28 protein-coding genes and 5 tRNA genes are annotated in these 26,975 nt (G+C 45.1%); 25 read left to right on the top strand and 8 right to left on the bottom strand.

What is annotated here, in order from left to right:
• Nucleotides 1-197: 197 nt before the first annotated feature.
• The 4 genes from DW251_RS09985 to DW251_RS09970 all read left to right on the top strand — a co-directional run bounded on the left by DW251_RS09985 (nucleotide 198) and on the right by DW251_RS09970 (nucleotide 1,512).
• Nucleotides 198-270 (top strand) — tRNA-Asn (locus DW251_RS09985).
• 26 nt (nucleotides 271-296) lie between these two features.
• Nucleotides 297-368: transfer RNA gene (locus tag DW251_RS09980), tRNA-Glu, on the top strand.
• A 13-nt stretch (nucleotides 369-381) separates the two neighbouring features.
• Nucleotides 382-452 (top strand) — tRNA-Cys (locus DW251_RS09975).
• A gap of 109 nt (nucleotides 453-561) precedes the next feature.
• A complete protein-coding gene (locus tag DW251_RS09970; protein WP_118300933.1) occupies nucleotides 562-1,512 on the top strand; it encodes a 3'-5' exonuclease in 951 nt (316 codons plus the stop codon).
• A 27-nt stretch (nucleotides 1,513-1,539) separates the two neighbouring features.
• Here the strand turns inward: DW251_RS09970 and DW251_RS09965 are convergent, their stop codons facing one another.
• From DW251_RS09965 to DW251_RS09940, 6 genes are all read right to left on the bottom strand, one after another.
• Nucleotides 1,540-2,232, bottom strand: a complete 693-nt coding sequence (locus tag DW251_RS09965; RefSeq protein WP_021870935.1) for a response regulator — start codon at nucleotides 2,230-2,232, stop codon at nucleotides 1,540-1,542.
• A 2-nt stretch (nucleotides 2,233-2,234) separates the two neighbouring features.
• Nucleotides 2,235-3,356, bottom strand: a complete 1,122-nt coding sequence (locus tag DW251_RS09960; protein ID WP_021870936.1) for an ATP-binding protein — start codon at nucleotides 3,354-3,356, stop codon at nucleotides 2,235-2,237.
• Nucleotides 3,357-3,426: 70 nt separating this feature from the next.
• Complete coding sequence (locus tag DW251_RS09955) at nucleotides 3,427-4,956, bottom strand: D-alanyl-D-alanine carboxypeptidase family protein (RefSeq protein ID WP_118300931.1); 1,530 nt, start codon at nucleotides 4,954-4,956, stop codon at nucleotides 3,427-3,429.
• 15 nt (nucleotides 4,957-4,971) lie between these two features.
• The gene (locus DW251_RS09950; protein WP_021870938.1) at nucleotides 4,972-5,661 is read right to left on the bottom strand and encodes a TIGR01906 family membrane protein; all 690 of its coding nucleotides are present in this window, start codon (nucleotides 5,659-5,661) and stop codon (nucleotides 4,972-4,974) included.
• Between the two features lie 115 nt (nucleotides 5,662-5,776).
• Nucleotides 5,777-5,849 (bottom strand) — tRNA-Lys (locus tag DW251_RS09945).
• A gap of 80 nt (nucleotides 5,850-5,929) precedes the next feature.
• Entirely contained in the window at nucleotides 5,930-6,844 is a 915-nt protein-coding gene (locus tag DW251_RS09940; RefSeq protein ID WP_021870939.1) for a mechanosensitive ion channel domain-containing protein, read from the bottom strand.
• Between the two features lie 273 nt (nucleotides 6,845-7,117).
• Between DW251_RS09940 and DW251_RS09930 the strand changes: the two genes are divergently transcribed.
• Nucleotides 7,118-7,190 (top strand) — tRNA-Lys (locus DW251_RS09930).
• 439 nt (nucleotides 7,191-7,629) lie between these two features.
• Here DW251_RS09930 and trmB read toward each other — a convergent pair.
• Entirely contained in the window at nucleotides 7,630-8,292 is a 663-nt protein-coding gene (trmB, locus tag DW251_RS09925; RefSeq protein ID WP_118300928.1) for a tRNA (guanosine(46)-N7)-methyltransferase TrmB, read from the bottom strand.
• 339 nt (nucleotides 8,293-8,631) lie between these two features.
• On the opposite strand from trmB, the gene DW251_RS09920 reads away from it, so the two are divergent.
• The 15 genes from DW251_RS09920 to DW251_RS09850 all read left to right on the top strand — a co-directional run bounded on the left by DW251_RS09920 (nucleotide 8,632) and on the right by DW251_RS09850 (nucleotide 21,012).
• Nucleotides 8,632-9,855: an SH3 domain-containing protein gene (locus tag DW251_RS09920; RefSeq protein WP_118300926.1), complete on the top strand. Its 1,224-nt coding sequence runs from the start codon at nucleotides 8,632-8,634 to the stop codon at nucleotides 9,853-9,855.
• 237 nt (nucleotides 9,856-10,092) lie between these two features.
• Entirely contained in the window at nucleotides 10,093-10,404 is a 312-nt protein-coding gene (locus DW251_RS09915; RefSeq protein WP_021869965.1) for a hypothetical protein, read from the top strand.
• 4 nt (nucleotides 10,405-10,408) lie between these two features.
• Nucleotides 10,409-11,428 (top strand): V-type ATPase subunit, encoded by a 1,020-nt coding sequence (locus DW251_RS09910; RefSeq protein ID WP_021869966.1) that lies wholly within the window; start codon nucleotides 10,409-10,411, stop codon nucleotides 11,426-11,428.
• 15 nt (nucleotides 11,429-11,443) lie between these two features.
• A complete protein-coding gene (locus DW251_RS09905) occupies nucleotides 11,444-13,372 on the top strand; it encodes a V-type ATPase 116kDa subunit family protein (protein ID WP_118300924.1) in 1,929 nt (642 codons plus the stop codon).
• Between the two features lie 30 nt (nucleotides 13,373-13,402).
• Complete coding sequence (locus DW251_RS09900; protein ID WP_021869968.1) at nucleotides 13,403-13,837, top strand: ATP synthase subunit C; 435 nt, start codon at nucleotides 13,403-13,405, stop codon at nucleotides 13,835-13,837.
• A gap of 1 nt (nucleotide 13,838) precedes the next feature.
• Nucleotides 13,839-14,147 (top strand): V-type ATP synthase subunit F, encoded by a 309-nt coding sequence (locus DW251_RS09895; RefSeq protein WP_021869969.1) that lies wholly within the window; start codon nucleotides 13,839-13,841, stop codon nucleotides 14,145-14,147.
• Nucleotides 14,148-14,163: 16 nt separating this feature from the next.
• A complete protein-coding gene (locus DW251_RS09890; RefSeq protein ID WP_118300922.1) occupies nucleotides 14,164-14,748 on the top strand; it encodes a V-type ATP synthase subunit E in 585 nt (194 codons plus the stop codon).
• On the top strand, nucleotides 14,749-16,515 hold the full coding sequence (locus DW251_RS09885) for a V-type ATP synthase subunit A (RefSeq protein ID WP_118300920.1): 1,767 nt from the start codon (nucleotides 14,749-14,751) through the stop codon (nucleotides 16,513-16,515).
• A gap of 12 nt (nucleotides 16,516-16,527) precedes the next feature.
• Nucleotides 16,528-17,901 (top strand): V-type ATP synthase subunit B, encoded by a 1,374-nt coding sequence (locus DW251_RS09880; protein ID WP_021869972.1) that lies wholly within the window; start codon nucleotides 16,528-16,530, stop codon nucleotides 17,899-17,901.
• 11 nt (nucleotides 17,902-17,912) lie between these two features.
• Nucleotides 17,913-18,530, top strand: coding sequence for a V-type ATP synthase subunit D (locus tag DW251_RS09875; RefSeq protein ID WP_021869973.1), 618 nt, complete (start codon nucleotides 17,913-17,915; stop codon nucleotides 18,528-18,530).
• A gap of 66 nt (nucleotides 18,531-18,596) precedes the next feature.
• Nucleotides 18,597-18,977, top strand: coding sequence for a MazG nucleotide pyrophosphohydrolase domain-containing protein (locus tag DW251_RS09870; RefSeq protein WP_118300918.1), 381 nt, complete (start codon nucleotides 18,597-18,599; stop codon nucleotides 18,975-18,977).
• 100 nt (nucleotides 18,978-19,077) lie between these two features.
• Nucleotides 19,078-19,353 carry an HU family DNA-binding protein gene (locus DW251_RS09865; protein WP_021869975.1) on the top strand — a complete coding sequence of 92 codons (276 nt, stop codon included), beginning with the start codon at nucleotides 19,078-19,080 and terminating at the stop codon, nucleotides 19,351-19,353.
• Between the two features lie 82 nt (nucleotides 19,354-19,435).
• Entirely contained in the window at nucleotides 19,436-19,675 is a 240-nt protein-coding gene (locus DW251_RS09860; protein ID WP_021869976.1) for an RNA-binding S4 domain-containing protein, read from the top strand.
• A 191-nt stretch (nucleotides 19,676-19,866) separates the two neighbouring features.
• Nucleotides 19,867-20,523 (top strand): TetR/AcrR family transcriptional regulator, encoded by a 657-nt coding sequence (locus tag DW251_RS09855; protein ID WP_182433603.1) that lies wholly within the window; start codon nucleotides 19,867-19,869, stop codon nucleotides 20,521-20,523.
• A gap of 99 nt (nucleotides 20,524-20,622) precedes the next feature.
• Nucleotides 20,623-21,012, top strand: a complete 390-nt coding sequence (locus DW251_RS09850) for a hypothetical protein (protein WP_021869979.1) — start codon at nucleotides 20,623-20,625, stop codon at nucleotides 21,010-21,012.
• Here the strand turns inward: DW251_RS09850 and DW251_RS09845 are convergent.
• Nucleotides 20,974-22,863, bottom strand: a complete 1,890-nt coding sequence (locus DW251_RS09845; protein WP_118300914.1) for an AAA family ATPase — start codon at nucleotides 22,861-22,863, stop codon at nucleotides 20,974-20,976. The genes DW251_RS09850 and DW251_RS09845 overlap by 39 nt on opposite strands.
• Nucleotides 22,864-23,067: 204 nt before the next feature.
• Here DW251_RS09845 and DW251_RS09840 point away from each other — a divergent pair, with 204 nt between their 5' ends.
• The 5 genes from DW251_RS09840 to DW251_RS09820 all read left to right on the top strand — a co-directional run bounded on the left by DW251_RS09840 (nucleotide 23,068) and on the right by DW251_RS09820 (nucleotide 26,835).
• Nucleotides 23,068-24,231, top strand: a complete 1,164-nt coding sequence (locus DW251_RS09840; RefSeq protein WP_182433602.1) for a WYL domain-containing protein — start codon at nucleotides 23,068-23,070, stop codon at nucleotides 24,229-24,231.
• A gap of 103 nt (nucleotides 24,232-24,334) precedes the next feature.
• Nucleotides 24,335-24,622, top strand: a complete 288-nt coding sequence (gene yabP, locus DW251_RS09835) for a sporulation protein YabP (RefSeq protein WP_118300940.1) — start codon at nucleotides 24,335-24,337, stop codon at nucleotides 24,620-24,622.
• A gap of 15 nt (nucleotides 24,623-24,637) precedes the next feature.
• Entirely contained in the window at nucleotides 24,638-24,970 is a 333-nt protein-coding gene (gene yabQ, locus DW251_RS09830; protein WP_021869983.1) for a spore cortex biosynthesis protein YabQ, read from the top strand.
• A 19-nt stretch (nucleotides 24,971-24,989) separates the two neighbouring features.
• A complete protein-coding gene (locus tag DW251_RS09825) occupies nucleotides 24,990-25,307 on the top strand; it encodes a hypothetical protein (protein WP_021869984.1) in 318 nt (105 codons plus the stop codon).
• A 127-nt stretch (nucleotides 25,308-25,434) separates the two neighbouring features.
• A complete protein-coding gene (locus tag DW251_RS09820; protein ID WP_021869985.1) occupies nucleotides 25,435-26,835 on the top strand; it encodes a SpoIIE family protein phosphatase in 1,401 nt (466 codons plus the stop codon).
• The last annotated feature ends 140 nt before the right edge of the window (nucleotides 26,836-26,975 follow it).

The raw sequence follows: 26,975 nt of genomic DNA, 5'->3' as shown, positions 1-26,975 counted from the left end.
AGAGGAGACCGTTGAAAGTTTACTTTCATAAGGTCGGATCTGGAAGACTTCAGGCATTGGCGAAGCCAATGACATGAGGAAAATCGAAGATTTTTCGAATGACCGCCGCGGAGTTGGATAACAAAGGTTGTAAAGTATTCGGAAGATCAACAGTTCAATATGTGGTTTTGAAGGTATGTACCTTCTACCGTCAATATTCCTCGATAGCTCAGTCGGTAGAGCAAACGGCTGTTAACCGTTGGGTCGTAGGTTCGAGTCCTACTCGGGGAGTTTTACAAAGTTTATATTTTTAGCAAGGCCCCATGGTCAAGCGGTTAAGACATCGCCCTTTCACGGCGGTAACAGGGGTCCGAATCCCCTTGGGGTCATTTAACTAAATATGGCGACATAGCCAAGCGGTAAGGCAAAGGTCTGCAACACCTCTATCACCGGTTCGATTCCGGTTGTCGCCTCTCTAAAGAATCACAGAAATGTGGTTCTTTTTTTGTCTGAAATATGCCCTTTTCATATTGAGGTCAATATGGTACTATGTATAAGGAAAAAATTTGACAGGATAAAGACATGAATTATATTGTATTTGATCTGGAGTGGAACCAGAGCGCGGAGGGGAAAGAATGCTCTGTGGAGCATATGCCTTTTGAGATTATTGAAATTGGAGCTGTGAAGCTGAACAGTCAGATGAAGCAGGTAAGCGAATTCCATCGTCTGGTCCAGCCGAAAGCATATAAAGAAATGCATTTTAAAATATCAGAAGTGACCCATATGGATATGGAGGAGCTTTGTAAAAAGGGGCAGCCATTTCCGGTTGTGATGGAGGATTTCCTGAACTGGTGCGGGGAAGATGAATATGTTTTCTGTACCTGGGGATCGATGGATCTGACAGAGCTTCAGAGGAATATGACCTATCATGGTATGGAAATACCGTTTCCAAGGCCCTTATTGTATTACGATGTACAGAAACTGTATTCTCTGGAGTATTCTGATGGAAAGAGCCGTATTTCCCTGGACCATGCAGTGGAACAGCTTGAATTGAACCAGGAGCGTCCGTTTCACCGGGCCTTGGATGATGCGGTGTATACAGGCCGGACCCTTCGTATGATCCATATGGAAACATATGGGATATACAGATCCATTGATTATTACCGGCTTCCTGAGCGGGGAAGCAGCTATAAGTTGAAATTTCCGGAGTATTCCAAATATATTTCAGGGGAATTTGACTGTAAGGAAGAGATCCTTAAGGATAAGGAAATATCGGATATCATCTGTGTAAAGTGTTCAAGGATGCTGCGGAAAAAGATCCGCTGGTTTTCTTATGGGCAGCGGTTTTATTTTGCACTGGGTATTTGTCCGGAACATGGTTATATGAAGGGCAAGATCCGGGTGAAGAAATCGGAACAGGATCTGTATTATGCAGTAAAGACGATCAAGGCAGTTGGAGAAGAGGCGCTGCCTATGCTAGTACAGAAAAGAGAAGATAATAAAAAGAAAAAGAAGAATTCGTCCAAACAGTAGGCTGGGCGAATTCTTCTTTTTAATTTACTATTCTTCACGCATGCGGTAGCCAACACCGATCTCTGTAAAAATGTACTGTGGTTCTGCCGGATTTTCTTCCAGTTTCCGGCGGATGTGGGCCATGTTTACACGCAGGATCTGGTTGTCATTGTCTGCATAGGGTCCCCAGATCTTTGTGATAATGGACTCATAGGTCATGACCCGTCCTGCATTCTGGGCAAGAAGACATACCAGTTTGTATTCGATCTGGGTTAAATGGATCTCCTGATCTTTTACTTTTACCAGACGGCGTTCAAAATCCACCAACAGATCGCCTACCTGGTATTTGGAGCTTCCAATATGCTGGTTGCGCTGGGAATGGCGCAGAGCGGTACGGATACGTGCCAGAAGCTCTCCTGTACCAAATGGCTTGGTGAGATAGTCATCTGCGCCCAGATCCAAAGCAGCGATCTTGCTCTTTTCAAGGGTTCTGGCAGAGATAACGATAATCGGAGTGATGCTCCAGGAACGGACCTGTTCAATGAGCTTTAAGCCGTCCATATCCGGCAGACCTAAATCTAACAGGATCACATCCGGATGCTCGGAAGTGATGTACTGTAAGCCTTCCTTTCCTGTATTGGCGCTGATCACCCGGTAGCCCTGAGGCTCTAAAATATGTTCAATAAAACTGCAGATATTTTTTTCGTCTTCAATAATGATGATATTTGCTTTCGTAGTCATAATTAATACTCCTTCCAGTCGGGTAAGGTAAAAGTAAACATGGCGCCATCTGCATGATTTGCAGCCTGGATCATACCGCCATGGGCATTGATAATAGTTTTACAGATCGAAAGCCCGATTCCCATTCCTTTGTGGCTGTCGCCGGATTCATTTGTGTTTACGCCACCGCCATCAAAAAGGGTTGGGAGCCGCTTAGGATCAATACCTTTTCCGTGGTCTTTAATAGTAATATAAAGTACTCCATTTTCTGTACGTACTTTTAATTCAATGGGCTTTTCGCTGCCGGAATGAAAATGTGCATTTTCTAAGAGATTGTTAATAACCTGCTCAATGAGCATGGCATCCATGGGGACCATGATAAAGGACTCAGGAATATGAACCTGGACAGTTACGCCTGGAAAACGCTTATGGAAGCGTCTGACTGCTTCTGAGATCACTTCTTCCAGGGATTCATCTGTTTTTGTAACACTGGTAATGCCTTTGTCATCCTGGATGCGTGTAACAGAAAGCAGGTTTTCTACCATGTTTAAAAGCCACTGGGCATCTTCTTCAATATTGTGGATCAGCTTCCGCTTTTCCTCCGGTGACATTTCATTTTCCTGCTCTAAGTAGGCAGCGCTGGAACCAATGATCGTGGTAAGAGGGGTACGCAGGTCATGGGACATGGCGCGCAGCAGATTGGCACGCATAGTTTCTTTTTCCGCCTGCATCAGCATACGGTCCTTTTCCTGGATCTGTACGCTCTGTTTGGAGAGCATGATGCAGATACTGCTGGTGAAACAGGAGATAAAGGTCATTCCCACGAATGTCAGCGGGTAGCCGCTCAATGTAAAATTCAGGGTCATATATGGGTAAGTATAAGCGTAATTGACCCAGAACACGCTGTAAAGAGAAGCGATGATACCGGCACTGTAGCATTTGGTATAACGGGCGTGGAGCAGAATGGCCAGGATGTAGATGATCGATACATTAATGGCATTACCGCTGAGATGAAAGATGGCATTGGCAGTCAACGTAGCTACCGCCATACAGGCGACCGTTATAGGAAGTGTGTGCAGTGTATTGAAAAAAGTAACTTTTAATAGCGCGGGCAGTTTTTTCAAAGAGCCTTTTTTTAAAATCATAATATTTACCTCAGTATTAGGATAATTATATTATAATTCATTCTGCTTATAAGCGCAATGTAAGAGAGTGTTACCATTTTTTACGGGGCCGCTTTACTTTGTGTGTCTGCTTTTTGTAAGCAGGAGTGGAACTTCTTTTCTGGGAGAGAAGCTGGTCAAAATCGGAAGAAGAATAACCGATATCTTCCAGGCGTTCCAGACGGCGCTTACGGCGCAGGAGCAGATCTTCTTTTTCCTTCCTGTGAGAATGGAGAAGGAGAAAAAGGATCACGCCTACAATGATCAGGGCTGCAGAGCAGATCCCCACTAAAAGGAATGGAAATGCCTTTTTGGAAGCGGAGGAACGTGTCTGTGCGCTGGAACGGGCATTTGCATCAGGAATTTCCTTTTGCTCGGGAGTTTCTGCAGGAGCAGCAGTGCCGGTTTCTGTCTGTGCAGCGGGTGCCTGTGATCCGGCGGATATGTTTTCTGTATTTGCCTGTGTATGGGCAGCAGAGCACAGATAGACCTGTCCAATGGAATGGCCCTGGTATTCATATAAAATGCGGGCAATAGCATGATCCGGCGCATTTTCATCCAATTCGTAAGAAAGGGAAGCTTCTGTGTCAGAGAAATCGGCATCTTTTGGAATGATCACAAGACTGTTTTTGTCTAACTCCAGGGAAACATTGTCCTGGGCAGTCATGCCGCCGATGGTCATATCGTTATCAAGTGCCTGGTAAGAGGTTTCATGGTCTACCGCTTTTAACGCCTGGAAACGATCAAAACCAAAGTCAAAAAGAGCCTTGGTATCGGAATAATGAGTCTGATGCCCGTTTAAAACAACGGCGATCAGGGTCATATCGTTTTTCTCTGCACAGGTAACAAGGGTATTGCCCGCAATGGAAGTGTAACCTGTCTTTCCGGCAAAAGCCCCTGGATAGTACACAGATGTGTTTTTTACCAGCATACGGTGGTGGTTGGCTACATAACCGCCTTCCAAATTGCGCTTGGTAGGCGGAAGCTTGTAGTTGCGTGCGCCATCGATCTCTAAGAAGTCCGGGTTCTGGATGGCTGCTCTGGTGATCAGGGCCATGTCATGGGCAGTGGTGTAATGATTTTCATCGTTTAAACCACTTGGATTGGCAAAATGGCTTCCTGTACATCCAAGGCTTTCTGCAGTCTGGTTCATAAGCTCTGCAAAGGCTTCTCTGGAGCCGCTTACGTGGCAGGCAAGGGCATTTGCACTTTCGTTGGCAGAAGCCAGCATAAGGGCGTACAGGCAGTCACGGACCGTAAGGACATCTCCTTCGTCAATACCTGCTGTACTGCTGCCTGCTTCCACATTGTAAACATCATCATGGGAGAAGGTTACTTCTTCATCTAAACTGCAGTGCTCTAATACAATAAGGGCAGTGAGGATCTTCGTAATGCTGGCAGGATAATAAGGCTGGTCCTCATTTTTAGCAAAAAGAACCGTTCCGGTCTGCGCTTCCATAAGAATACCGCCATCTGCTTCAATAGAGACAGCAGACGGCCAGGAAGGCGCGGCCAGAACGGTTCCGGGAACCAGGATAAAGATCAGATTGATACTGAGGATAAAAGAAAGAATTCGTTTCATTATAAGCAGCTCCTGTTAACGGCGTTTATTTTTCAGTGTCATGATCAGGCAGATGCCAAAAAGGATCAGTGACAGGGCGCCGAACAGAAAAGCAATGCGTCCGGCAGTATCCATGAAAAATCCTTCGGGCACGATATTGATCAGCATATCTGTGGTCGGGTCTAAGATCCACAGGTCATTGGTAAAAAACATGTGGTGGAACATGATGAAATATTTTGTAAAATTGGTGGATATAATAGCAGCCAGTGCTGCGATTACTGCAAAAAACAGCCCGGTTCCTATACAAAGGGAAGAAGGAAGCAATGTGCGCAGGTCTGCTTTTGAGAGGATCATAAATAAAAGCATAACGACGCAGACCACCAGGCAGATCCGGCGCAGGGCAATGGCTTTTAAAAACAGTCCCTGTACATCTTCCATGTGGGCAATTTCCCGTTCATTGAAAAACTCACGGGTTTCGCCGCCCATATGGGTGGAAACATGAAGGTCTGCACGTTTTCCCTTTAAATATGCCATCATCTGGTCTGTTACATCTAAGAGGTCATCCATAGTCATAGAAGGAAGGTCGTCTAGAACCTGGTATTTGGTATATTCTTTTTCAAAGTATCCCGGAGTCCAGTAGACCACTGCTTCTACAGAAGTGAAAAAAAGTATGATCATAAGGCAGAATGCAGTAAGGATACCGGCAAATCGTTGAAGGTGTTTCATAGTAGTTGCCTCCTTTTGGAAGATAAGTATATGTTCTCTCAGAGAGAAATTTCCTTATATACAAAGAAAAGCCCAACCCCGCAGCTTCTGGTATCTGCAAAGTCAGACCTTTAAGTGCGCCTTCAGGGACTCGAACCCTGGACAAATAGATTAAGAGTCTACTGCTCTACCAACTGAGCTAAAGGCGCATGTCTATGTGCTTTTGAATGACACGATAGACATTATAAGGGATTTTATAGAGACTGTCAAGAGGTTTCTTGAAAAATTTTTAAAACTTTTTTACATTCACATCTAACTGGTTAAATGGAATTTCAATGCCGGCCTGGTCAAACTGTAACTTGATCTGTTCTAAGATCCTCCAGCGGACGGTCCAGTAATCAGAAGTGTTGGTCCAGCCTCTTGCACCGAGGACAACGGAGCTGTCTGCTAATTCGTCTACATAAACGGTGATGCCGTCTTCTTTGATGATCAGGGGATCATTGGCATAGATCTGCTTTAAGATCTCTTTGGCTTTTTTCAGATCAGAGGTGTAGCCGATGCCAACAGTCAGGTCCACACGGCGTTTTGGCTGGGCTGTTACGTTTGTGATGACCGCATTGGAAAGGCTGCCGTTTGGAATGGTGATCTTTCGGTTGTCTACAGTAACTAAGGTTGTGTATACAAGACCGATGTTCTGTACTGTTCCCTCGGTACCTTCACAGACAATGTAATCATGGATACCAAAAGGCCGCATAACAAGGATCAGGATGCCGCCTGCGAAGTTTGCAAGGCTTCCCTGAAGTGACAGGCCGATGGCCAATGTTGCAGAACCTAAAAGTGCGATAATAGAAGCGGATGGAACGCCGATCTTTTCTAATGCCATGAAAATGACAATAGCATAGGTAATGGCATTTGCCAGAGAAATAAGGAATTTACTCAGGCTCAGGTCCATTCCCATACGGTCAAAGGTCTTTTTCAGAAAATGGCTGATGTATAAGGCGATCCGAGAACCGATGAAGATAATAAGGGCAGCAACAAATAACCGGTAAGCCAGGGACAAAAGGCCGGGAGTCCAGGACTTTATAGACTCTAAAATGGCATTGGGCTTTAACTGCTGTAGGTCTTCGTGGACTTCGGCAGCAACTGCCTGGGTCTCTGCAAGGGTAGGAAGAGCGCTGCTTTCCTGGGCGGTGAATAGTATCATAGGTTTTTCCTCCTGCTTTTCGGTGTAAACTCAGGTTTCCCGCGCTGACGCGCTCCACTGCCTGCTACGCAGGCGGAACCTTCGTTAATAGCCCAAGAAAAACAAATGCCGCTCTTGGCGGCGCTTGTTTTTCTCTTGGACTCATTATATCATGAATTGAAAGTGTGGACAATGTATTGTAAACATTCGGTGAAATTTTTTAAAAAAAATATTAAAAAAATTATTGACAAGAAGAGGATGATACGCTATAATTCTCGTTGTGTTCAAGAGAACGCGCCTTTAGCTCAGTTGGTAGAGCAGTAGACTCTTAATCTATTTGTCCAGGGTTCGAGTCCCTGAAGGCGCATTGAAAGGTCTGATTTTGCAGATATTGGAGGCTGCGGGGTCGGACTTTTTTGTTGTATAAAATTAGATGAACAGGCGCAATGAGATTGTGGCTGGATCATTATTTCTTATGGCAGTGTTTATGGCTGGGACAGGGACCGAGGCATTTATTTACCTCGCGAAAAGCTTTGCAAAGCTTTAAAGCCCGTTTGTCCCAGTCTTTTTTGTCGCAGGTGGCTTTGCAGAGTTGTCGGGTCAGTTTGGGTGGGAGTTTCATGGAAATGAGGCTCCTTTTTTGTTTTGTTATTTCTATATATAATATGTAGGAAAATGAAATGTGGATAAAAGAAGGGAAAAAGAGATAATATGTGGATGAATGTGGATAAAATGAGATAAATGGATTTAAAATGCAAAGATCCCGGCGGATTGGTATGCCGGGACCTGGGTGCATATACGGTGGTTTATTTTTCTTTGTTTTCTTTAGGCTCTCTCATAGCGATCAGTTTGCAGATAGGATTTCCCATAGAGGAAAACTTTTCTTCATATTCTGTCATTACATTTCCGGCACACATGACCGGATCGTGGTGCAGATCGAAGGTGTGGGCGGTAATGGTCCAGCCAGCTTCAGGGATTGCTTCCAGGGAGTAATCAAAAAGGCCCTTATTGTCGGTCTTAAATTCTACCATACCGTCAGCTGCCAGGATCTTGTCATATACGGCCATAAAATCCGGGGAAGTCAGACGGCGCTTTGCATGGCGGTCTTTTGGCCATGGATCGGAGAAGTTAAGGTAGATCTTGTCTACTTCTCCCGGTGCAAAGTAGTCTGCCATGTTTTTGGCATCGATGCACATGAAATAAATATTGTTTAATTCTAACTGGGCACGTTTTTGAAGTCCTCTTAAAAGTACGCTGGAATAGCGTTCAATGCCGATGTAGTTGATATCAGGGTTCTGCTGTGCCAGTTCCATGATAAAACGTCCTTTTCCCATACCTACTTCGATCTGGATGGGGTTGTCGTTGCCAAAAACCTGGTTCCAGCTGCCTTTGTGAAGCTCTGGTTCCTGGATCACATAGGGGCTGGTAGCAATAGTCTCTTCTGCCCCGCGTATATGTCTTAAACGCATGGATATTGTCCTCTTTCTTAATATGGTGAAAAGTATCTTCCGCAACTGCGGAAAATACGGATATATGGTGAAAATATATCTGCTAGTAACTATATCATATAGTGCTTAGTGATTGCAAGGTGAAGGAAAATTTAGTATACTTACGTTAGCAGATAAAAGAGCAGTCGGGAGTGAAAACAAGGGTGTTGCAAGCTTGCTTGCATAAGCGCTTGCTTTCGTTTCCGAATATTCGGGCAGCGCCCGAAGCTTCGTGTTTTGCCAAAAACACGAAGACTGCTCTTTTTAAGTTTATGAATAAGTGATTTCGGGGGGAAAATTACATACAAAGGAGGAAGGGCGATGTCAAACTTTGAACGTACTACCAGCTGGCAGCAGATCCAGCAGGGGGTGAAGGAAGCGGAGCGCCTGATCGTCAGTAAAGATTACAATCTTGTTATGGTGAAGGCCAGACAGACGTTGGAGTGTATGGTCCGATGTCTGGCTGAGAAGGCGTGTCTTGTAGATGGAGATCTGGCAGATACCATAGATCAGCTGTATGAGGGACATTGGATCGACAAGACGACCAAGGATGATTATCATACCATCCGTATTCTGGGAAATAAGGCGGTCCATGAAAACGATAATACGGCCTATAATGCAAATCAGGCATATCAGCTTCTAACCAAACAGGTTTATGCATTTTCTCATGATTTTCAGGTGGCAAAGACCTTTACAGTACCGGTAACAGATACAAGACCGGTGCGAAATGCCAGAACAGGTGCAACCACTGGCAGTTCAGGTGCAGGAAGTGCATCCTATGGTCAGACAGGCGGGGCAAGACCGCGTACAGGTACCGGTGCAGGGCAGACTGCAGCTTCAAGAGCACAGTCATCTGTAAGAAGTCAGACATCCCCGAGATCCCAGACATCAGCCAGAACCTCTAACGGTACAGGAAATGGACCGCGCTCCGGTGCAGAACTGCAGGGACTTTCCAGTCGTTCCGGAGCAAACGGAAGCCGGAGAACGGCAGGAAGCAATAGCAGCACAGGCAGCAGAAACAGAAATTCCCAAAGTACCAACCGCTCCTACAGCGGATCTTCCCGCAGCGGAAGGACTCGCAGAAGAAAACACAGACCATCACCTGTGGCAATGGTATTAAAATTCCTGATCCCGATCCTTGTGATCGTAGTCCTGGTAGTAGCGATCCGCACTCTGGTGCCGGGAAAGAAGAAAGCAGATCCGACCCAGCCGGAGACCATGTCCACAGAAATGACATCAGCAGAGACAGAAGCACCGACTCCGGAAGAGACCCAGCCACCGGCTGATGTATATGTAGTTACAGGAAATAAAGTAAATGTACGTACAGAACCGTCTACCAATGGCCGTATTTTAGTACAGTTGGAAGGCGGAACAGAAGTTACTTATGTAAAGCGTTATAATAATGACTGGACTGTGATCAATTATGATGGTCAGGAAGCTTATGTTTCCAGCCAGTATATAGCAAAACAGGAAGCAGAAACAACTGCAGAGACCCAGGCAGAAGCAGAAACAGCCGCTGAAGGCGAGACTGCAGCAAACCAGTAGTGTCGCTGGTTTGGTCAGTGTATGGCTGAGTTATTGAGAACTTTGTGCAAAACAGGAGAATGAGACCCATAAAAAGGTCCCATTCTCCTTGTTTTTGTGCATAACGCTTAAAAATTTCGTTAAATTTTTAATTTATGTACAATTTCGCTCTGTTAATTTTTGAAAAAAGTAGTATGATAAAAAAATGCAAAAAGCAAATTGCATTAAAAAAAGAACAAAGAAAGGGAGGACTGTGACATGGATACAGTGATCAACCGGCTGTCTGATATTGAGAAAGCCGCCGTTTCTGTGATGGATGGTGCCAGTGAGCGAAAAAAGCAGATGGCCCGTGAAATGGAAGAGAAAACGGCGGCTTTTGATGCACAGCTGGAAAAAGAAAACCAGGATCGCATTTCCCAGATACGCAGCAAAATGGAAGAGGAATTACAGCAGGAGTTAAGACAACAATCAGAGGATGCCAAAGCTACGATGAAGCGCCTGGAGGCCACCTACGAAAACCGGCATGAGGAATATGCGCAGGCTCTCTTTAAAAATATGATAAAGGAGTGAGAACATGGGAAGCCTGATCAGTTACAGCGGCATTTCCACCAAGGTGAAGGCTATGGAGCGTTTCAGGATCCGCCCGGAGCAATTTGAGGCAATGGCAGACCTGGGATCTGTGCCTGAGGCGGTTCAGTTCTTAAGGAGTAACCCCTCTTATGAAAAGGCATTTTCCAAAGCTTCTGAGGATGAGCTTCACCGCGGAAAGATCGAGCAGCTGTTAAACTTAAGCAAATACCATGATTTTGCAAAGCTGTACCGGTTTGCAAATGTAGGGCAGAGGCGTTTTCTGGACCTTTATTTCATGCATTATGAGATCGATATATTAAAAACCTGTCTCAGAAATGCAGCGGGAAACAGAGAAAGTGCCCAGGATCTTTCGGGGTTTAAGGAATTTTTTGATAAACATTCGGATATGGATCTGGTGCAGCTGTCCCAGTGCAGGAGCATAGAAGATGTGATCCGCGGGTTAAAAGGTTCTGCTTACTATGAGCCATTAGAAAAGCTTTTAGAGCAGGGAAAAGCAACGCTTCCGGCCTGTGAAACGGCTATGGATATGCTTTATTTCAAGACTATCTGGAAGATAAAGGATAAATATCTTTCAAAGGCGGAGGCAAAAATGCTGGCCCAGTGCTTTGGCACGAAAATGGATATGTTGAATTTTCAGTGGATCTGCAGGGCGAAAAAATATTATAACCTGTCGGAAGGTGATATTTATGCGCTGATCATTCCGATCCAGTATCATGTTACCAAAAAAGAGATTCAGACCATGGCTCAGGCGGAAAACATGGAACAGGTTTACGGGGTGATCAAAAACAGCTGGTACAAATGCCAGAATATAGAAGAGCTGATGGATCAGGGCCTTGGAAATGCGGCAAAGGAGCTTACAGATAAGATCTATGAGCTTACCAGCAGGAAAGAGCCTTATTCAGCAGCAGTATTAAACTCTTATCTTTATTTTAAAGAAAGAGAGATCGAGCAGATCATAACTACCATCGAAAAGATACGTTATGGGATGACAGCAAGGACATAAGGGGGTTAATGTGAAGTGATAGAGAAGATGAAGTTCTTAAGCATTACCGGCCCCAAGGCAGACATTGACCGGGTGGTGGATACCTATCTTTCCAGATATGAGATCCATCTGGAAAATGCCCTGTCAGAGTTAAAGACGGTAAAAGACTTAAGACCTTATATTGAGACCAATCCATATAAGGAAAAATTGAATATTGCCAGAGAACTGGCAGAAAAGATCGGCGGACAGCTGCCAGAGGTTTCAGAGACGGAACTTCCTACACAGGAAGAAGCAGCAAAGATGGTAGATGATCTGAACAGCCGGTTAAAGGAATTAAATGATAAGAAAGAAGAGCTTCAGGCGCAGATCCAGACTTTAAAGCGCTCTAAAGACCAGGTAGCACCATTTACAGAGTTAAATTACAGCGTAAAAGAGATCCTGGGCTTCCAGTTCATCAAGTTCCGCTTTGGCCGTATTTCCAGGGAATACTTTGACAAGTTCAACAGCTATGTGTACGAGACCATTGACACGGTGATGTTTAAATGCCTGGAAGATGCGGAATATGTCTGGATCGTCTATTTCGTGCCGGAGAAGCTGGCAGACAAGATCGATGCCATTTACGCGTCCATGCATTTTGAACGGTGTTTCCTGCCGGATGAGTATGAAGGTACTCCGATGGAAGCGGAACATGTGTTAGATGACAGGATCAAGGCGTTAGAGGCTGAAAAACAGGAAGTGGAAGGAAAGATCCTTCAGACACTGGATGAAAATAAAAAAGAGCTGGCAGCAGCCCGTACCAGACTGGAGCGCTTCTCCGTCAACTTTGATGTGCGTAAAATGGCAGCCTGCACCAAGCATGGAGATCATACTTTCTACATTCTCTGCGGCTGGATGAGCGAAACAGACGCAAAGAAGTTCCAGAAAGAGATCGAGTCTGACGCAGATACTTTCTGCATCATGGAAGATAACCACAACAACATTATGAGCACTCCGCCTACGAAAATGAAAAATCCGGGACTGTTTAAGCCATTTGAAATGTATGTGGAGATGTATGGTCTGCCTTCTTATAATGAGATCGATCCTACGATCCTCATCGGTATCACCTATTCTATTTTATTTGGATTTATGTTTGGTGATGCGGGACAGGGACTCTGCCTTCTCATTGGTGGATTTTTACTGTATAAGTTCAAAAAAATGCGTCTGGCAGGCATTATTTCTTGCTGTGGCTTCTTCTCTACCATATTCGGCGTGCTGTTCGGCAGTGTGTTCGGATTTGAGGATATCATTGACGCAGTGTGGTTAAGACCTCAGGAAGCCATGACAGATCTTCCATTTATTGGAAAATTAAACACTGTATTCGTAGTTGCTATTGCCATCGGTATGGGCATTATCCTGTTATGCATGATCTTAAATATCATCAACAGCGTAAAGGAGCACAACACAGAGAAAACATGGTTTGACACCAACGGCGCTGCGGGACTGGTATTTTACTTTGCACTGGCAACTGTCATTGTCCTGTATATGAGCGGAAATGCGCTTCCGGCGACTATTGTACTGACTGTATTATTTATTATCCCGTTACTGCTTATGTTCTTTAAGGAACCGTTGTCAGCAATGGTAGAGAAGAAGGCACAGAAAATGGAAGGCGGCGTGGGAATGTTCATTACTCAGGGCGTATTTGAACTGTTTGAAGTGCTTTTAAGTTATTTTTCCAATACCCTTTCTTTCGTCCGTGTAGGCGCTTTCGCAGTGAGCCATGCAGCCATGATGCAGGTGGTTTTAATGCTTGCAGGCGCAGAGGCCGGAAGTCCTAACTGGGCGGTTGTTATCGGGGGAAACCTGTTTGTATGCGGTATGGAAGGCCTGATCGTAGGTATCCAGGTACTTCGTCTGGAATATTATGAGCTGTTCAGCCGGTTCTACAGAGGAAGCGGACGGGCATTTGAGCCGTATGGCAAGCATTAGCAGAATGAAGAGAAAAAGGAGAAATCAATCATGAGTTTATTAGTTAAAATGACATTAAGCGCAGCATTAGTATTAAGCATCGGTGTACCTTTTGGAGCATTTGCAGCAGGAGAAAAGACAAAGGGACGTTATAAAACAGCTCTTGGCGTAAACGTATTTTTATTCTTCGGTACCATGATCGCAGCAGCAGCTTTCATGTTTTCAGGAAATGCATTTGCAGCAGAGGAAACAGCAGCAGCCGCTTCTAACAGCGCAGCCGGAATGGGCTATCTGTCAGCGGCTCTTGCAACCGGTCTTTCCTGTTTAGGCGGTGGTATTGCAGTATCTGCAGCAGCAAGTGCAGCACTGGGCGCTATCAGTGAAGACAGCTCTATTCTTGGTAAATCCCTTATCTTCGTAGGTCTTGCCGAAGGTGTGTGCCTGTATGGTCTGATCATTTCCTTTATGATCTTAGGTAAGCTTTAATATGAAAATGTATCTCATCAGCGATAACATCGACACCTGGACCGGCATGCGCCTGGCAGGTGTTGACGGGGCTGTGGTACATGAGAGGGACGAACTGAAACGTGAGCTGGATAAGGTTCTGGCCGATAAATCCATTGGTATTATCCTGTTAACTGAAAAGTTTGGCAGGGAATTTCCGGAGATCATCGACAATGTAAAGCTGGAGCGGAAGCTGCCGCTGATCGTAGAGATCCCGGACCGCCACGGAACCGGCCGCAAGCCGGACTTTATCACCTCTTATGTAAACGAGGCCATTGGACTGAAACTATAGAAAGCAGGTGAAGAGCTTGACAACAGAGGAAAAGCTGAAGCATTTTCAGGAGATCTGTATGACAGATGCAAGGGAAAAAAGTGCAAAAATACTGGACGATTACGCAAAAACTCTTGATAAGGCCTATGAGGAGCATACAGAGGATGCCAGGAAGCGGGCGAAAATGCAGGAAGAGGCTGAGACGGAAAAGTTAGGGCGTGAGCGCAACAAAAAGCTTTCCATCGGACAGCTGGACTTAAGAAGAGAAGTAAGCCGCAGACAGGAAGAATTAAAGGATAAACTGTTTGTAGAAGTGAGAGATAAACTGGCGAATTTCATGGAAACCAGAGAGTATCTGGATCTGTTGGAAAAACAGATCGGGGCAGCTAAAAAGGTTGCCGGTGATGAGGCCATGATCGTGTATATGGATCCTTCAGATGAGGATAAGGCCCGCAGACTGGCCATGCACCACAATGTAACAGTGAAGATCAGTGAATATTCCTTTGACGGCGGTATCCGCGCAGTGATCCCGTCCAAACATATCCTGATCGACAGTTCCTTTAAGACAAAACTGGAAGAAGCGCGCCATGAATTTAAGTTTGACTTGGGAGGTAAGCAGTAAATGGCTAAGACAGGTGTGATCTACGGTATCAACGGACCTGTAGTTTCTCTGGCCGGTGATCCCGGATTTCAGATGAACGAAATGGTGTACGTTGGTAAGGAAAATCTGGTAGGCGAAGTCATTGGGCTTACCTCAGAAAAAACAACGGTCCAGGTGTATGAGGAGACCAGCGGTTTAAAGCCTGGTGAGGTGGTAACAGGAACAGGAGCACCGGTTTCTGTTACACTGGCCCCTGGTATTTTAGATAACATTTTTGATGGTATTGAGCGTCCGTTAAGCAAGATCGCAGAGCGCAGCGGCTACTATATCAGCCGTGGCATCAGCGTAGATTCTCTGGATACTTCCAAAAAATGGAAAACACATATGACAGTAAAGAAAGGCGACCGGGTGCTTCCGGGAACCATTATCGCAGAGGTTCCTGAGACAAGGGCTATTATCCATAAGATAATGGTGCCGCCGGATACAGAGGGCTATGTATTAGACGTAGTGGAAGATGGGGAATATACCATTAATGAGCCTCTTCTTACGCTTCAGTTACTTGATGGAACAGAAAAGAAGCTGACCATGACCCAGAAATGGCCGATCCGTGTGCCGAGACCTTCTGCAAAGCGTTATCCGGCAACCAGACCTCTGATCACCGGACAGCGTATCCTGGATACCATGTTCCCACTGGCAAAGGGAGGTACAGCGGCAATTCCAGGAGGTTTTGGTACAGGAAAGACCATGACCCAGCATCAGATCGCAAAATGGTCTGATGCGGATGTTATTATCTACATCGGCTGTGGTGAGCGTGGAAATGAAATGACCCAGGTTCTGGAAGAATTTTCAGAGCTGATCGATCCAAAGAGCGGAAATCCCCTGATGGACAGAACTACATTGATCGCAAATACCTCCAACATGCCTGTTGCAGCCCGTGAGGCAAGTCTGTATGCCGGTGTAACATTGGCAGAATATTACAGGGATATGGGATATCATGTAGCAATCATGGCAGACTCTACTTCCCGTTGGGCTGAGGCGCTACGTGAGCTTTCCGGCCGTCTGGAAGAGATGCCGGCAGAGGAAGGTTTCCCGGCTTATCTGGCATCCCGTCTGTCTTCTTTCTACGAGAGAGCAGGCATGATGCGCAATTTAAATGGTACAGAAGGTTCCGTTACCATTATCGGTGCGGTTTCCCCTCAGGGCGGTGATTTCTCTGAGCCTGTTACCCAGAATACCAAACGTTTTGTACGCTGCTTCTGGGGACTGGATAAGAACCTTTCTTATGCAAGGCATTTCCCGGCGATCCACTGGCTGACCAGTTATTCAGAGTATGTAAATGACCTGTCATCCTGGTATATTGATAACGTAGACAAGAACTTTGTAAGTGACAGAAACCGCCTGATGGCGTTATTGACCCAGGAAAGCAGTTTGATGGAGATCGTAAAGCTGATCGGTGCAGATGTTCTCCCTGATGACCAGAAACTGGTCTTAGAGATCGCAAAGGTCATCCGTGTAGGTTTCCTTCAGCAGAATGCATTCCACAAGGATGATACTTCCGTACCCCTTACCAAGCAGTTTAAGATGATGGAGACCATTTTATATCTGTACAAGAAGTCAAAGGCACTGATCGCCATGGGAATGCCTATGTCCGTGTTAAAAGAGGACAAGATCTTTGATAAGATCATTTCTATTAAGTATGATGTGCCAAATGACCGTTTGGACATGTTTGATGATTACAAGAAACAGATTGACGCGTTCTATGAGCATGTGCTGGAGCGCAACGCATAAGGAGGACTTAAAATGGCAGTTGAATATTTAGGTTTAAGTGAGATCAATGGTCCTCTGGTAGTGTTAGAGGGCGTTCAGGGCGCAGCTTATGATGAAATCGTGGAAATGACCGTTGGCGGCACTACAAAGAAGATCGGACGTATTATTGAGATCTACGGGGATAAAGCCATTATCCAGGTATTTGAGGGAACAGACGGTATGGCCCTTAGAAATACCCATACAAGGCTGACAGGACATCCTATGGAGATCGCCGTTTCAGAGGAAATGTTAGGACGTACCTTTAATGGTATCGGACAGCCTATTGACGGACTGGGGGATATTATTTCTGATATCCGCATGGACATTAACGGACAGCCCTTAAACCCGGTATCCCGTGAGTATCCAAGAAACTACATCCGTACCGGAATTTCCGCCATTGACGGACTGACTACACTGATCCGCGGTCAGAAGCTTCCTATTTTCTCAGGAAATGGCCTTCCTCATGACCAGCTGGCGGCCCAGATCGTGCAGCAGGCATCATTAGGTGATAATTCTGATGAAAAGTTTGCCATCGTTTTTGGCGCTATGGGCGTAAAGCATGATGTGGCTGATTTCTTCCGCCGTACCTTTGAGGAAAGCGGTGTTTCCGAACATGTAGCCATGTTTATCAATCTGGCAAATGACCCGGTAGTAGAGAGGCTTATCACGCCAAAGATCGCATTGACACTGGCAGAGTATCTGGCTTATGAAAAGGGAATGCACATCCTGGTCATTTTAACAGATATGACTTCTTATGCAGAGGCATTGCGTGAGGTTTCTTCCTCTAAGGGCGAGATTCCTTCACGAAAAGGCTTCCCAGGTTATCTGTACAGTGATCTGGCATCCTTATATGAAAGAGCCGGTATCGTAGCAGGAAGAAATGGATCTGTTACCCAGATCCCGATCTTAACTATGCCAAATGATGATATTACACACCCGATCCCGGACCTGACCGGTTATATTACAGAGGGACAGATCGTTCTGGACCGTCAGTTAAACAGCCAGTCTGTTTATCCGCCGATCAGCGTACTCCCATCTCTTTCACGACTGATGAAGGACGGTATCGGTGAAGGATATACAAGAAAAGACCACCAGGATGTGGCAAACCAGCTGTTTTCCTGCTATGCCAAGGTAGGTGACGCCAGGGCGCTGGCATCTGTTATCGGTGAAGATGAGCTGTCTGCCATTGACAAGAAGTATCTGGAGTTTGGTAAAGCATTTGAGGAGCATTTTATTGGCCAGGCACATCATGAGAACCGCTCCATCATAGAGACTCTGGAGATCGGCTGGAAACTTTTACGTATGCTTCCAAGAGAGGAATTAGACCGTATTGATACCAAGGTTCTGGATCAATACTACGAGGAGTGAGGTGAGCAGGAATGGATCCAAATACATTTCCCACAAAAGGTAATCTGATCGCTGCGAAAAACTCCCTGAAACTGGCAACTATGGGCTACGGATTAATGGATAAGAAGAGAAATATCCTGATCCGTGAGCTTATGGGGCTGATCGATGAGGCAAAGGGGATACAGTCTGAGATCGACACTGTGTTTAAGGCTGCTTATGAAGCACTGCAGAGCGCCAATATTGAGCTGGGCATCAATTATGTCCAGGAGATCGGAATGTCCGTTCCTGTGGACGATACGGTAAAGATCAAGGCAAGAAGTATCATGGGAACGGAAATCCCTCTGGTGCAGCATCAGGAAAAGCCTATGGAGCTGGCTTATGGGTTTAATAATACCTCGGAGGCGTTAGACATTGCCAGAGAGCGGTTTGAACGGGTAAAGGAGCTGACCATTAAGCTGTCTATGGTGGAAAACTCTGCATACCGGCTGGCAAATTCTATTAAGAAGACTCAGAAGCGTGCCAATGCGTTGAAGAACATTACCATTCCTCATTATGAAGAGCTGTCCAAGTCTATTTCCAATGCTCTGGAAGAGAAGGAAAGGGAAGAATTTACCCGTCTGAAAGTCATTAAGAGGATGAAGACCGGGTGATGGAAATAATAAAATGGAGAAGCTGACAAAGCGCCTGAATGGATTGAAATAGGGGGATACTGTATCATGTATACATTTAAAGATCTGGTAGAGATCACCGCGAAATTACGGGCAGAAGATGGCTGTCCCTGGGACCGGGAACAGACCTTTGAAAGCCTGCGAAAATATATGCGGGAAGAGGCAGAGGAAGCAGTTCAGGCAGTGGATAAAAATGACATGGAAAACCTTTGTGAAGAACTGGGAGATGTGCTCTTTCAGGTGATGTTAAACAGCCAGATCGCAAAGGAAAAAGGGCTGTTTTCTATAGATGATGTGATAGGTGGGATCTGCGAAAAAATGGTGCGCAGACACCCCTGGGTATTCGGTGGTGAAAAGATAAATTCGACCGAAGAAGGAGAGGCTCTCTGGGCCCGGATAAAAATGCAGGAAAAGGCCAAAAAACCTTGACAAATTATAGTAAAACAGATATAAATGATAGGGTATCACAGACAAGAACGAAAACGGTCCGAACCTGTTTTTTTCGGATTCGGTTTAGGAGGAAAATTTGATGAACAAGACAGAGTTAATCGCAGCAGTAGCTGAGAAGGCAGAAATTTCTAAAAAGGATGCAGAAAAGGCAGTTAAGGCTTTTACTGATGCAGTAGCAGAAGAACTGGCAAAGGGCGGAAAGGTTCAGTTAGTTGGATTTGGTAACTTTGAAGTTAGCGAAAGACCAGCAAGAGAGGGAAGAAACCCAAGAACCGGCGAGACTATGACCATCGCTGCTTCCAAGACACCTAAGTTCAAACCAGGTAAGGCTTTAAAGGACGAGATCAACAAATAATTGATTTTATAAGAAAATTCGGTAATCCCCTCCGTGAACATTTGCATCATGGAGGGGATTTTGTATTAAAAGGAGCGACTTTATGAGATTAGATAAATACCTGAAAGTATCCCGTATCATCAAGAGAAGAACCGTGGCCAATGAAGCCTGTGACAGCGGTCGGGTTATGCTTAATGACAAAGTAGCAAGAGCCAGTGCAGAGGTTAAAGTAGGTGATGTGATCGAAATTGCCTTTGGTACCAAGGCTGTGAAAGTGAAGGTTACAAGCGTACAGGATGCCATCCGCAAGGAAGATGCCAAAGAGATGTTTGAGTATCTGTAAAAACAGACCAATAAATAGACTTCGTCAGGGAATTCTGTGAAAGTTACAGGATCCTCTGGCGATTTTTAGTTGCCTGAAAAAATTTTTTAATCTATAATACAAATAGAGTGTCAACTCAGTTGTGTAGCAAAACTTTAAAATGTGTTTCTGATCTGAAAGGTTGGGAATGCATTAAAAACATGGAGAACGATATGGCAAGAAATACGGAACGTGACGAGAGAGAAGCCACGCGCAGAAAAGAACAGCTGATGAAAGCTGGATTTAAACTGTTTTCAGAGAATGGGATCGAAAATGTAAGTTTGCAGAAGGTGGCAGATGCAGCGGATGTAGGGGTTGCCACTATGTACAAATATTACCAGACAAAGGTAAAACTGGTAGTAGCCATCAGTGGAAAGATATGGGGGGATATCTGGAAAAGTGTGCTGGCCCAGAATGGACCGGATTTCTTTGAAAACTTTACAGCTTATGAGTATATTGAATTTTATCTGGACATGATCATCCGGTTATACAGGGAAAAACCGGAAATGCTCCGGTTCAGCAATAATTATAAGAACTTTATTTACCATGAAGGAATTGAAGAAGAGCCTTTAGGGGAACACCTGGACGTGTTGGAACCTTTAAGAGCCATGTATCACAAGCTTTATGAACAGGCAAAAGTGGATCACAGTATCCGCACCGATCTTTCAGAGCAGGAGCTTTTCACAACTGTAGCCATTGCCATGCTGGCGGTGGCAGAGCGCTATGCCCAGGGGATCGTATGGGCCAATGATCATAAAACGGACCATACCCAGGAGTTAAAATATCTGAAAGAAATGCTTCTTATGTGGTGTAAGGGAAAAACGGAATAAAAGAAGACAGGAATAGAAGATGGGATCTGGTTTGGGGAAATTTTTCCCCAGCTTCTTTGCTATGATCTGGTAACAGAGATAGCAAAGGAGGATTTTCTTATGAATACACTGTTTACCAGCCGTTTAAATGGGATCTTTATTTTAAACACATTGTTGGAGCTGCATAAGCCGGTTACAGTGTCTGAACTGGCAGGGATCATTAACCATCGCTATGATCATGTAACAGCTCCCCGGAAAATGGTTTCTGCAGATACGGTAAAGCGGTTTCTCAACGATTTTTACCAGACCACTTCCGTGACCGATTACTGCAGCATCCGGCTTTTCTGTTTTAAGAAAAACCGTTATGGCAGTCTGGTCCCGGATCATGATCTGGAAAATGTGACTTTAGCTACTTATGTAGCTGCCTGTCTGGAACTTAATCCTTCGATGAACGTGCGAGACGGAAGGGGATTAAAATCCAATTCTGTTGTGCACTTTCACACGGCCTGAGATCTGTTTGTTTTCTTCCCTTGCCCGCCGGATCGCGCCTTCAATGTCGCTGATCCGGCATTGTTTTATGGCTTTTTCATTAATGGAATTTTGAAGACCTCCGTTTGCATCGCCCATGATCCGTTTCGCCATCTGGACAGAAACTTTTTCAAATAAGGCTCTGGCTTCACGACCGTTTCCAAAGTTTTCATCATTTACACGGGTTGAGAAATAAGCAGTGATCGGTTCTTTCCAGTTTTCCGGCAGTTCGTATCCACTCATTTCCGCATGTTTCTTAAAGATCTCCGCCATCTCCGGGGCTGTATAGGACGGAAAATAGAAAGTGGAGTTAATACGGCTCTTGATACCGGGGTTGGCATCGATAAATTCTTTCATCTTGTTGTTTTTTTCATCTATATCCGTTCCGCCATATCCGGCAAAGATCACCAGTTTATCTTCTGCATGTTCTTCTAACTCGATCACTAACTGGGCAATGGCTTCTCTGCTGAAGGAGTCCGGTTCGCTTCGGTCACCGGTGAGAGAATAAGCTTCATCAATAACGATAATGTCATTTTCCTCAAATAAAGCTTTGGTTTTCGGGGCGGAATGGCCTACATACATGCCCTTTAATTCAGCACCGTTTACGCAGGTGAACTGACTTCCAGGCAGAAGTTTTTCTTCTTCCATGATCTTTCCCATTAATTTAGCTACTGTGGTTTTGGCAGTTCCGGGAGCACCAAGCATCATGTGAACGTTGTGGTAACTGCTCTTTTTCATGCCCATTTCCTTGCGCAGACGGTTGAATTTCATGACCTGGACGGTTTCCATGACCTGTTCTTTTACCTGGTCCATGCCGATCAGATCTTCTCTTAAACAGCGGATGGCAGAACGGGTCTCTGTCTTCTGCTCTGCAGGTCCCCGTTTGCCTGCAAAACGTTCCATAAACTGAAAATCCTTTTTTCGCAGGATACCATGTTCCTTGTTCCGCAGGGCATATTTTAGGATCTTATCTAAAAAGTCATAGGAAAACTCTTTATTCATTTTTTCAATATCCAGTAAAAAATCATGGACCGGAAATTTACGTTCCAGCTTGCAGCCGCTGTTTGTGACCATTTGTTTCCAGATATTTTCATAGTAGAGAGAGACAGAGCTTGTTTTTGGTATTTCCAGCTCTTCTGCGGTAAGGCTTAATATGATCTGGTTCAGGTTTTTATCCTCATTTGACTCAAAGGTGTCAAATCCGCCAAATCCTCCAAAAGAGTTAAAGGAGTCGAAGTCATTTTCTTCGTGAAGGATCAGGACGTAGACCTGTTCATTGCTGCGGAAGCTATTTAAGGTATCAATGATCGGGTCACACCTGAAAAAACTGATATTCTCCATAGAGATACAGACAGGTTTATCCTCATTTTCTGCCCAGTAAGGAACAAAGGTGTCATTTGTCTTCTGGCTGGCCAGAAAGGAGTTTCCAAAAGAGGAGAAGTCATTTTCCTGCCAGTTGTAATAGTCATCGGCTTCTTTAAATGGAATAATGGGGAGGCATTGCCAGCTGTCTGACCACTGGATGTCAGGCTCTGCCCCTTCTTCCCACTCTCCACGACTGTGAATCTCATTGTAGATACCTGCTAAAAGGCTGATAGCCAGGTATCCTTCTTCCAGTTTGGAAGCGTGTACCAGGATATACTGTGGTTCCTGGTGATCCTTTACAAATTTCTGGATCTCTTTAAACTGCACTCCCCCGTCTTTTATGATCTGTGAAAGTCCTTCTTTACAGAACTCTTTGGATATATATAAATACTCTGCTTTCTGGGGATTGACTTTGCCCAGATTTTGTTTTTGAAGTTTTGGTACGATCAGGTTCTTTTTAGTACTCATAGGATCCGCTCTTTTATCTGTATCTGTTTTCAGGTTTTTAAGGTTGTTGTCTTGTTGATCACGCCCTTACTATAACGGATCAGGCTATGCAAAATTGCCTGATTTTGAAAAAATTTATTTTTTCCTGTATACTTGTGAAAGAGAATGGAAACGAGGGTACATAAAATAAGATTACATAAAAATACAAAAGGAGATCACAGACATATGGCTTCCCGGTACAATCAGCTGACTATGCTTTATATTTTTAATATTCTGAAACTGGATGCTTCTCCGAAAAAGCCCTATTCGGCACCTATGGTCCATCGCCGTTTAAAGGAACTGGGGATCGATCTGGACCGGAAGACGGTTTTTAATCATATGAAGATCCTTACAGACCAGATGCTGTCTGCGGACCAGGATGAAGAGTCTTTTTTCAGACAGTATCTGTGCAGCAGGCTGTTTCGCTGCCGGAAAGAGGAAGGGAAAGAAAAAAGCAGGGAAAATGGCAGAAAGCCCGGAAATGAAAGCAGCTACCGGATCTGTCTGCCGGAAGAGGAAATCCCGGAAAACAGTGTTTTATATTATTATATAGAAGATGAAATGTCACCGGAGGAGCTGGAACTGCTTCAAAGTACCGTTGCTATTAACCAGTACCTTTCAGCGGAAAAAACAAGGGAGATCCTGGCTGATCTGGAGCATAAAAAGCCTTTTGACTGCCGGGAACAGTCTCTTTATACAGCATTTGCGGACCCCAGGCTGAAAAACCAGGCAACGGATATTTTCGCCAGTTTGTCAGTAATACGGGACAGTATCCGCAAGAAGAAAAAACTCCGGATCCTATATGGACGGTATGACAGAAATCTGGAACTGGCGCCTACCAGTGAAGATGCACGGACCATTGAACCTTATGCAGTGATGTCAAGTAACGGTTATTATTATCTCATAGCAGGAAATCCCAAATATCCCGATGGACTGACCAATTTCCGCATTGACCGTATTTTACAGATCCAGATGTTGGATGAGCCCAGAAAACCATTGCCGAGCGCCCTTCTTCCCTATTTCAAGGATGCGGCCCATGAAGTTTTTCAGGCCAGCGAGTACCGCAATGACCATCCGGTCATGTATTCAGACGAAACAGTGCGGATCCATTTAAGCTGTGATCCGGTGATCTTAAATAATCTGGTGGATGATTTTGGCTGGAACATCCAGACACGGGATATAAAAGATCCGGACCATCCAGACTGGGTCCATGTAACTGCAAAAGCAAGCCTGATGGGGGCAGCTGTTTTCTGTACCCATCACTGTAGGCACTGCAAGGTGATCAGCCCTCAAAAACTGCGGGAAAAAGTGGTTGAAAACCTGAAAGCAGGGCTGGCTCTTTACGAATAAAAACTTAAAAGTCATAGAATGTGTTTCCACCCCATATATTTAACTGATACATACTCTGAAAGCTCAGAGCAGGTTAATGAGTGAATATATGGGGGTAATTTTTATGGAAGAAAAAATATCATCCGGCAGGCTTCACCGGCTGGTGCTTTCGGACAGGCATACAGGTTCTGTAACAGGAGTCAATGATGTGGTGTCTTTTGATGAAAATGAGATCGTGCTGGATACGGATATGGGCCTTTTGACTGTCAGGGGAAAGGAACTTCATGTAAAGCGGCTTACATTGGAAAAGGGGGAGCTGGATCTGGAAGGACAGGTGGACAGTTTGAATTACAGTTCCAATGCAGCACTGAAACGGTCGGGAGACTCATTTCTTAACCGTCTTTTTAAATAATCCTGGAGGTGATTTATGAGCATGCAGATCCGTTTTGAAGCCTGGCTGCTACTTTTGAGCCTGTTGGTGGGCTGCTGGCTGATGCTGGTGTATGACCTGCTGCGGGTATTGCGGCTTATGATAAAACACAGCTCTTTTGTAATGGGGATAGAAGACTTTTTTTACTGGATCTATGCGGGGACAGCCACTTTTATGCTGCTGTATGAGCTAAATGACGGCGGAGTCAGGATGTATGCAGTTGCGGGCGTCTTTACGGGGATGATCCTTTATGATAAAATTGTCAGCCGGTTTCTCTTTGCAGCCTTGAAAAAGGCTGGTAAATGGTTTAAAATAAAAAGAAATAGATAAAAAAGATGGTGACCGATACATGAGCTCCTACGGAAGATCAAAACGCGTAAAGCGGGAAAAATGGGCAAACAGAATGGCTGTACTGGGCGTTACAATGGTAGTTCTCTGTCTTGCAGTTGCTGTAAATGCCAAGGGCTCAACTTTGAAGAAGTCTGACCTGGATTATCAGCAAAAGGAGAAGCAGCTGGAAGAACAGGTACGGGAAGAAGAAGAACGGACGAAAAAGCTGGAAGAGTACAAGGTATATGTAAAGACAAAACAGTTTGCAGAAGAAGTTGCAAAGGAGAAACTGGGTCTGGTAAATCCGGATGAGATCCTTTTAAAGCCCAATCAGTAAAATGAGTTTCGGAATAAATGACCGGCAGAAAATGTCGAAACATTTTCTGGAAGAAACATGAAAATATGACAGATATTTCCCTCCTGGGTGCGTATACTGGATGTTGCGCAGATTAGGAGGGATTTTTGTGTTATCAGGCAAAAATGAAAATGGGATCAATTATTATACAGCCAGGAAATTAAAAGATATGGCGCAGTCATTAGAGCAGCTGGCAAAGGCCTTTGATGAAGGTGCCGGTGAGACAATGAGCCTTACAAAGGATGATGGACTGGCTGCCATGCAGACCTGCGCTGCACTGGTCTGCGGTAACTGTGGCGGATGCAGCCTTTATGCAGACAGTGAAAAAGAAGACAGTTATTATCTGTATTATCTTTTGCGTATATTTGAACAGAACGGGCGGATCGGCACAGAGGATATGCCGGAGCTTTTTAAGAAGGACTGCCGCAGGAAACGGGATTACTTAGAGCAGTTAAACCGCAGTTTTACCAGGGCTTCCATGAATTTGTCCTGGAAGAACCGCTTTCTGGAAAGCAGGGATGTGGTCATATCCCAGTTCCGTGAGCTGGCAGTGATACTGGAAGAATTTTCCAGGCAGATCGATGAAGCAAAAAATATTACAGAGGAATATAAAGGAGCAGTTAAAAAAGCATTTCGCAGGTATCATATCCTGGTGGACAGTATGCTTTTGCTGGAATATGAAAGCGGGCGCAGGGAGATCTATCTTACAGCAAAGACCACAAACGGACGCTGTGTTACTTCCAAGGATGCGGCAGAGCTGATGGAGAGCGTTTTTCCTGATACCACCTGGCTTCCGGCAAAGGACAGTCGCAGTATCATCACACGCAGGTATGAAACAGTGCGGTTTGAAGAAAAAGGAGATTATTATCTTACCTGGGGTGCTGCGGGAGTTCCCAAACAGGGAGAACGCTACTCGGGCGATAATTACAGTTTTTGTGAGCGAGGCAGCTGTCAGGTAATGTTCAGCCTGTGTGACGGAATGGGAAGCGGGGCAGTGGCAGGACAGGAAAGCCGGCGGATCGTGGAACTTTTAGAGGCGCTTTTGGAAGCCGGTTTTGCCCCCAGATCCGCTTTTAAACTGGTAAATACAGTACTCCTTTTAGCAGGCGGAGAACAACACCCGGCAGCGTTGGACGCAGGCTGTATTGATCTGTATACAGGCGCCCTGGAAGTATTCAAACTGGGGGCTGCTCCTACTTTTGTAATGGGAGAAGAAGGCATACAGGTGTTAAAAGCAGGCCAGGTACCGGCAGGCGCTTTAGGGCAGGCAGAACCGGTCCTTCTTTCACAGAAATTATGGGACGGGGACAGGCTTGTTATGGTGACGGACGGTGTTTTAGACGCCCTTCCGGGAGAAGATAAGGAACAGGTCATGGGGCAGTTTTTAGAAAGTCTGGAGGAAATGCCGCCTCAGGATATGGCAGAGCGGATCCTGGAGTTTGCCCTTTCTTTTGTTCCCGGGGCAAGGGATGATATGACAGTTCTTACTGCGCAGGTGTGGAAACGGTAATATTGCATATGCAATGCAAGAACAGCGGCAGGATAAGGTTGTGTAACAAAAATAAAGAGCCCCTTGCGTATGGGGAAGGATGTGGGTATAGTAAGAGTGGACATGATCTTTAAGGGTCATGTAAGCAAGACAGAAACGGA

It is taken from the genome of Clostridium sp. AM22-11AC (genome assembly GCF_003473545.1).
GTDB lineage: Bacteria > Bacillota > Clostridia > Lachnospirales > Lachnospiraceae > Enterocloster.
This window is presented reverse-complemented; position numbering and strand designations above follow the sequence as displayed.

What these genes read in the sequence shown, in the direction of transcription:
- DW251_RS09880 (WP_021869972.1), top strand. Translation starts at nt 16,528, where the DNA reads ATGGCAGTTGAATATTTAGGTTTAAGTGAGATCAATGGTCCTCTGGTA.
- DW251_RS09870 (WP_118300918.1), top strand. Translation starts at nt 18,597, where the DNA reads ATGTATACATTTAAAGATCTGGTAGAGATCACCGCGAAATTACGGGCA.
- yabP (WP_118300940.1), top strand. Translation starts at nt 24,335, where the DNA reads ATGGAAGAAAAAATATCATCCGGCAGGCTTCACCGGCTGGTGCTTTCG.
- DW251_RS09855 (WP_182433603.1), top strand. Translation starts at nt 19,867, where the DNA reads ATGGCAAGAAATACGGAACGTGACGAGAGAGAAGCCACGCGCAGAAAA.
- DW251_RS09865 (WP_021869975.1), top strand. Translation starts at nt 19,078, where the DNA reads ATGAACAAGACAGAGTTAATCGCAGCAGTAGCTGAGAAGGCAGAAATT.
- DW251_RS09825 (WP_021869984.1), top strand. Translation starts at nt 24,990, where the DNA reads ATGAGCTCCTACGGAAGATCAAAACGCGTAAAGCGGGAAAAATGGGCA.
- DW251_RS09955 (WP_118300931.1), bottom strand. Translation starts at nt 4,956, where the DNA reads ATGAAACGAATTCTTTCTTTTATCCTCAGTATCAATCTGATCTTTATC.
- DW251_RS09840 (WP_182433602.1), top strand. Translation starts at nt 23,068, where the DNA reads ATGGCTTCCCGGTACAATCAGCTGACTATGCTTTATATTTTTAATATT.
- DW251_RS09860 (WP_021869976.1), top strand. Translation starts at nt 19,436, where the DNA reads ATGAGATTAGATAAATACCTGAAAGTATCCCGTATCATCAAGAGAAGA.
- DW251_RS09915 (WP_021869965.1), top strand. Translation starts at nt 10,093, where the DNA reads ATGGATACAGTGATCAACCGGCTGTCTGATATTGAGAAAGCCGCCGTT.
- DW251_RS09965 (WP_021870935.1), bottom strand. Translation starts at nt 2,232, where the DNA reads ATGACTACGAAAGCAAATATCATCATTATTGAAGACGAAAAAAATATC.
- yabQ (WP_021869983.1), top strand. Translation starts at nt 24,638, where the DNA reads ATGAGCATGCAGATCCGTTTTGAAGCCTGGCTGCTACTTTTGAGCCTG.
- trmB (WP_118300928.1), bottom strand. Translation starts at nt 8,292, where the DNA reads ATGCGTTTAAGACATATACGCGGGGCAGAAGAGACTATTGCTACCAGC.
- DW251_RS09960 (WP_021870936.1), bottom strand. Translation starts at nt 3,356, where the DNA reads ATGATTTTAAAAAAAGGCTCTTTGAAAAAACTGCCCGCGCTATTAAAA.
- DW251_RS09885 (WP_118300920.1), top strand. Translation starts at nt 14,749, where the DNA reads ATGGCTAAGACAGGTGTGATCTACGGTATCAACGGACCTGTAGTTTCT.
- DW251_RS09970 (WP_118300933.1), top strand. Translation starts at nt 562, where the DNA reads ATGAATTATATTGTATTTGATCTGGAGTGGAACCAGAGCGCGGAGGGG.
- DW251_RS09900 (WP_021869968.1), top strand. Translation starts at nt 13,403, where the DNA reads ATGAGTTTATTAGTTAAAATGACATTAAGCGCAGCATTAGTATTAAGC.
- DW251_RS09850 (WP_021869979.1), top strand. Translation starts at nt 20,623, where the DNA reads ATGAATACACTGTTTACCAGCCGTTTAAATGGGATCTTTATTTTAAAC.
- DW251_RS09875 (WP_021869973.1), top strand. Translation starts at nt 17,913, where the DNA reads ATGGATCCAAATACATTTCCCACAAAAGGTAATCTGATCGCTGCGAAA.
- DW251_RS09920 (WP_118300926.1), top strand. Translation starts at nt 8,632, where the DNA reads ATGTCAAACTTTGAACGTACTACCAGCTGGCAGCAGATCCAGCAGGGG.
- DW251_RS09940 (WP_021870939.1), bottom strand. Translation starts at nt 6,844, where the DNA reads ATGATACTATTCACCGCCCAGGAAAGCAGCGCTCTTCCTACCCTTGCA.
- DW251_RS09895 (WP_021869969.1), top strand. Translation starts at nt 13,839, where the DNA reads ATGAAAATGTATCTCATCAGCGATAACATCGACACCTGGACCGGCATG.
- DW251_RS09950 (WP_021870938.1), bottom strand. Translation starts at nt 5,661, where the DNA reads ATGAAACACCTTCAACGATTTGCCGGTATCCTTACTGCATTCTGCCTT.
- DW251_RS09910 (WP_021869966.1), top strand. Translation starts at nt 10,409, where the DNA reads ATGGGAAGCCTGATCAGTTACAGCGGCATTTCCACCAAGGTGAAGGCT.
- DW251_RS09845 (WP_118300914.1), bottom strand. Translation starts at nt 22,863, where the DNA reads ATGAGTACTAAAAAGAACCTGATCGTACCAAAACTTCAAAAACAAAAT.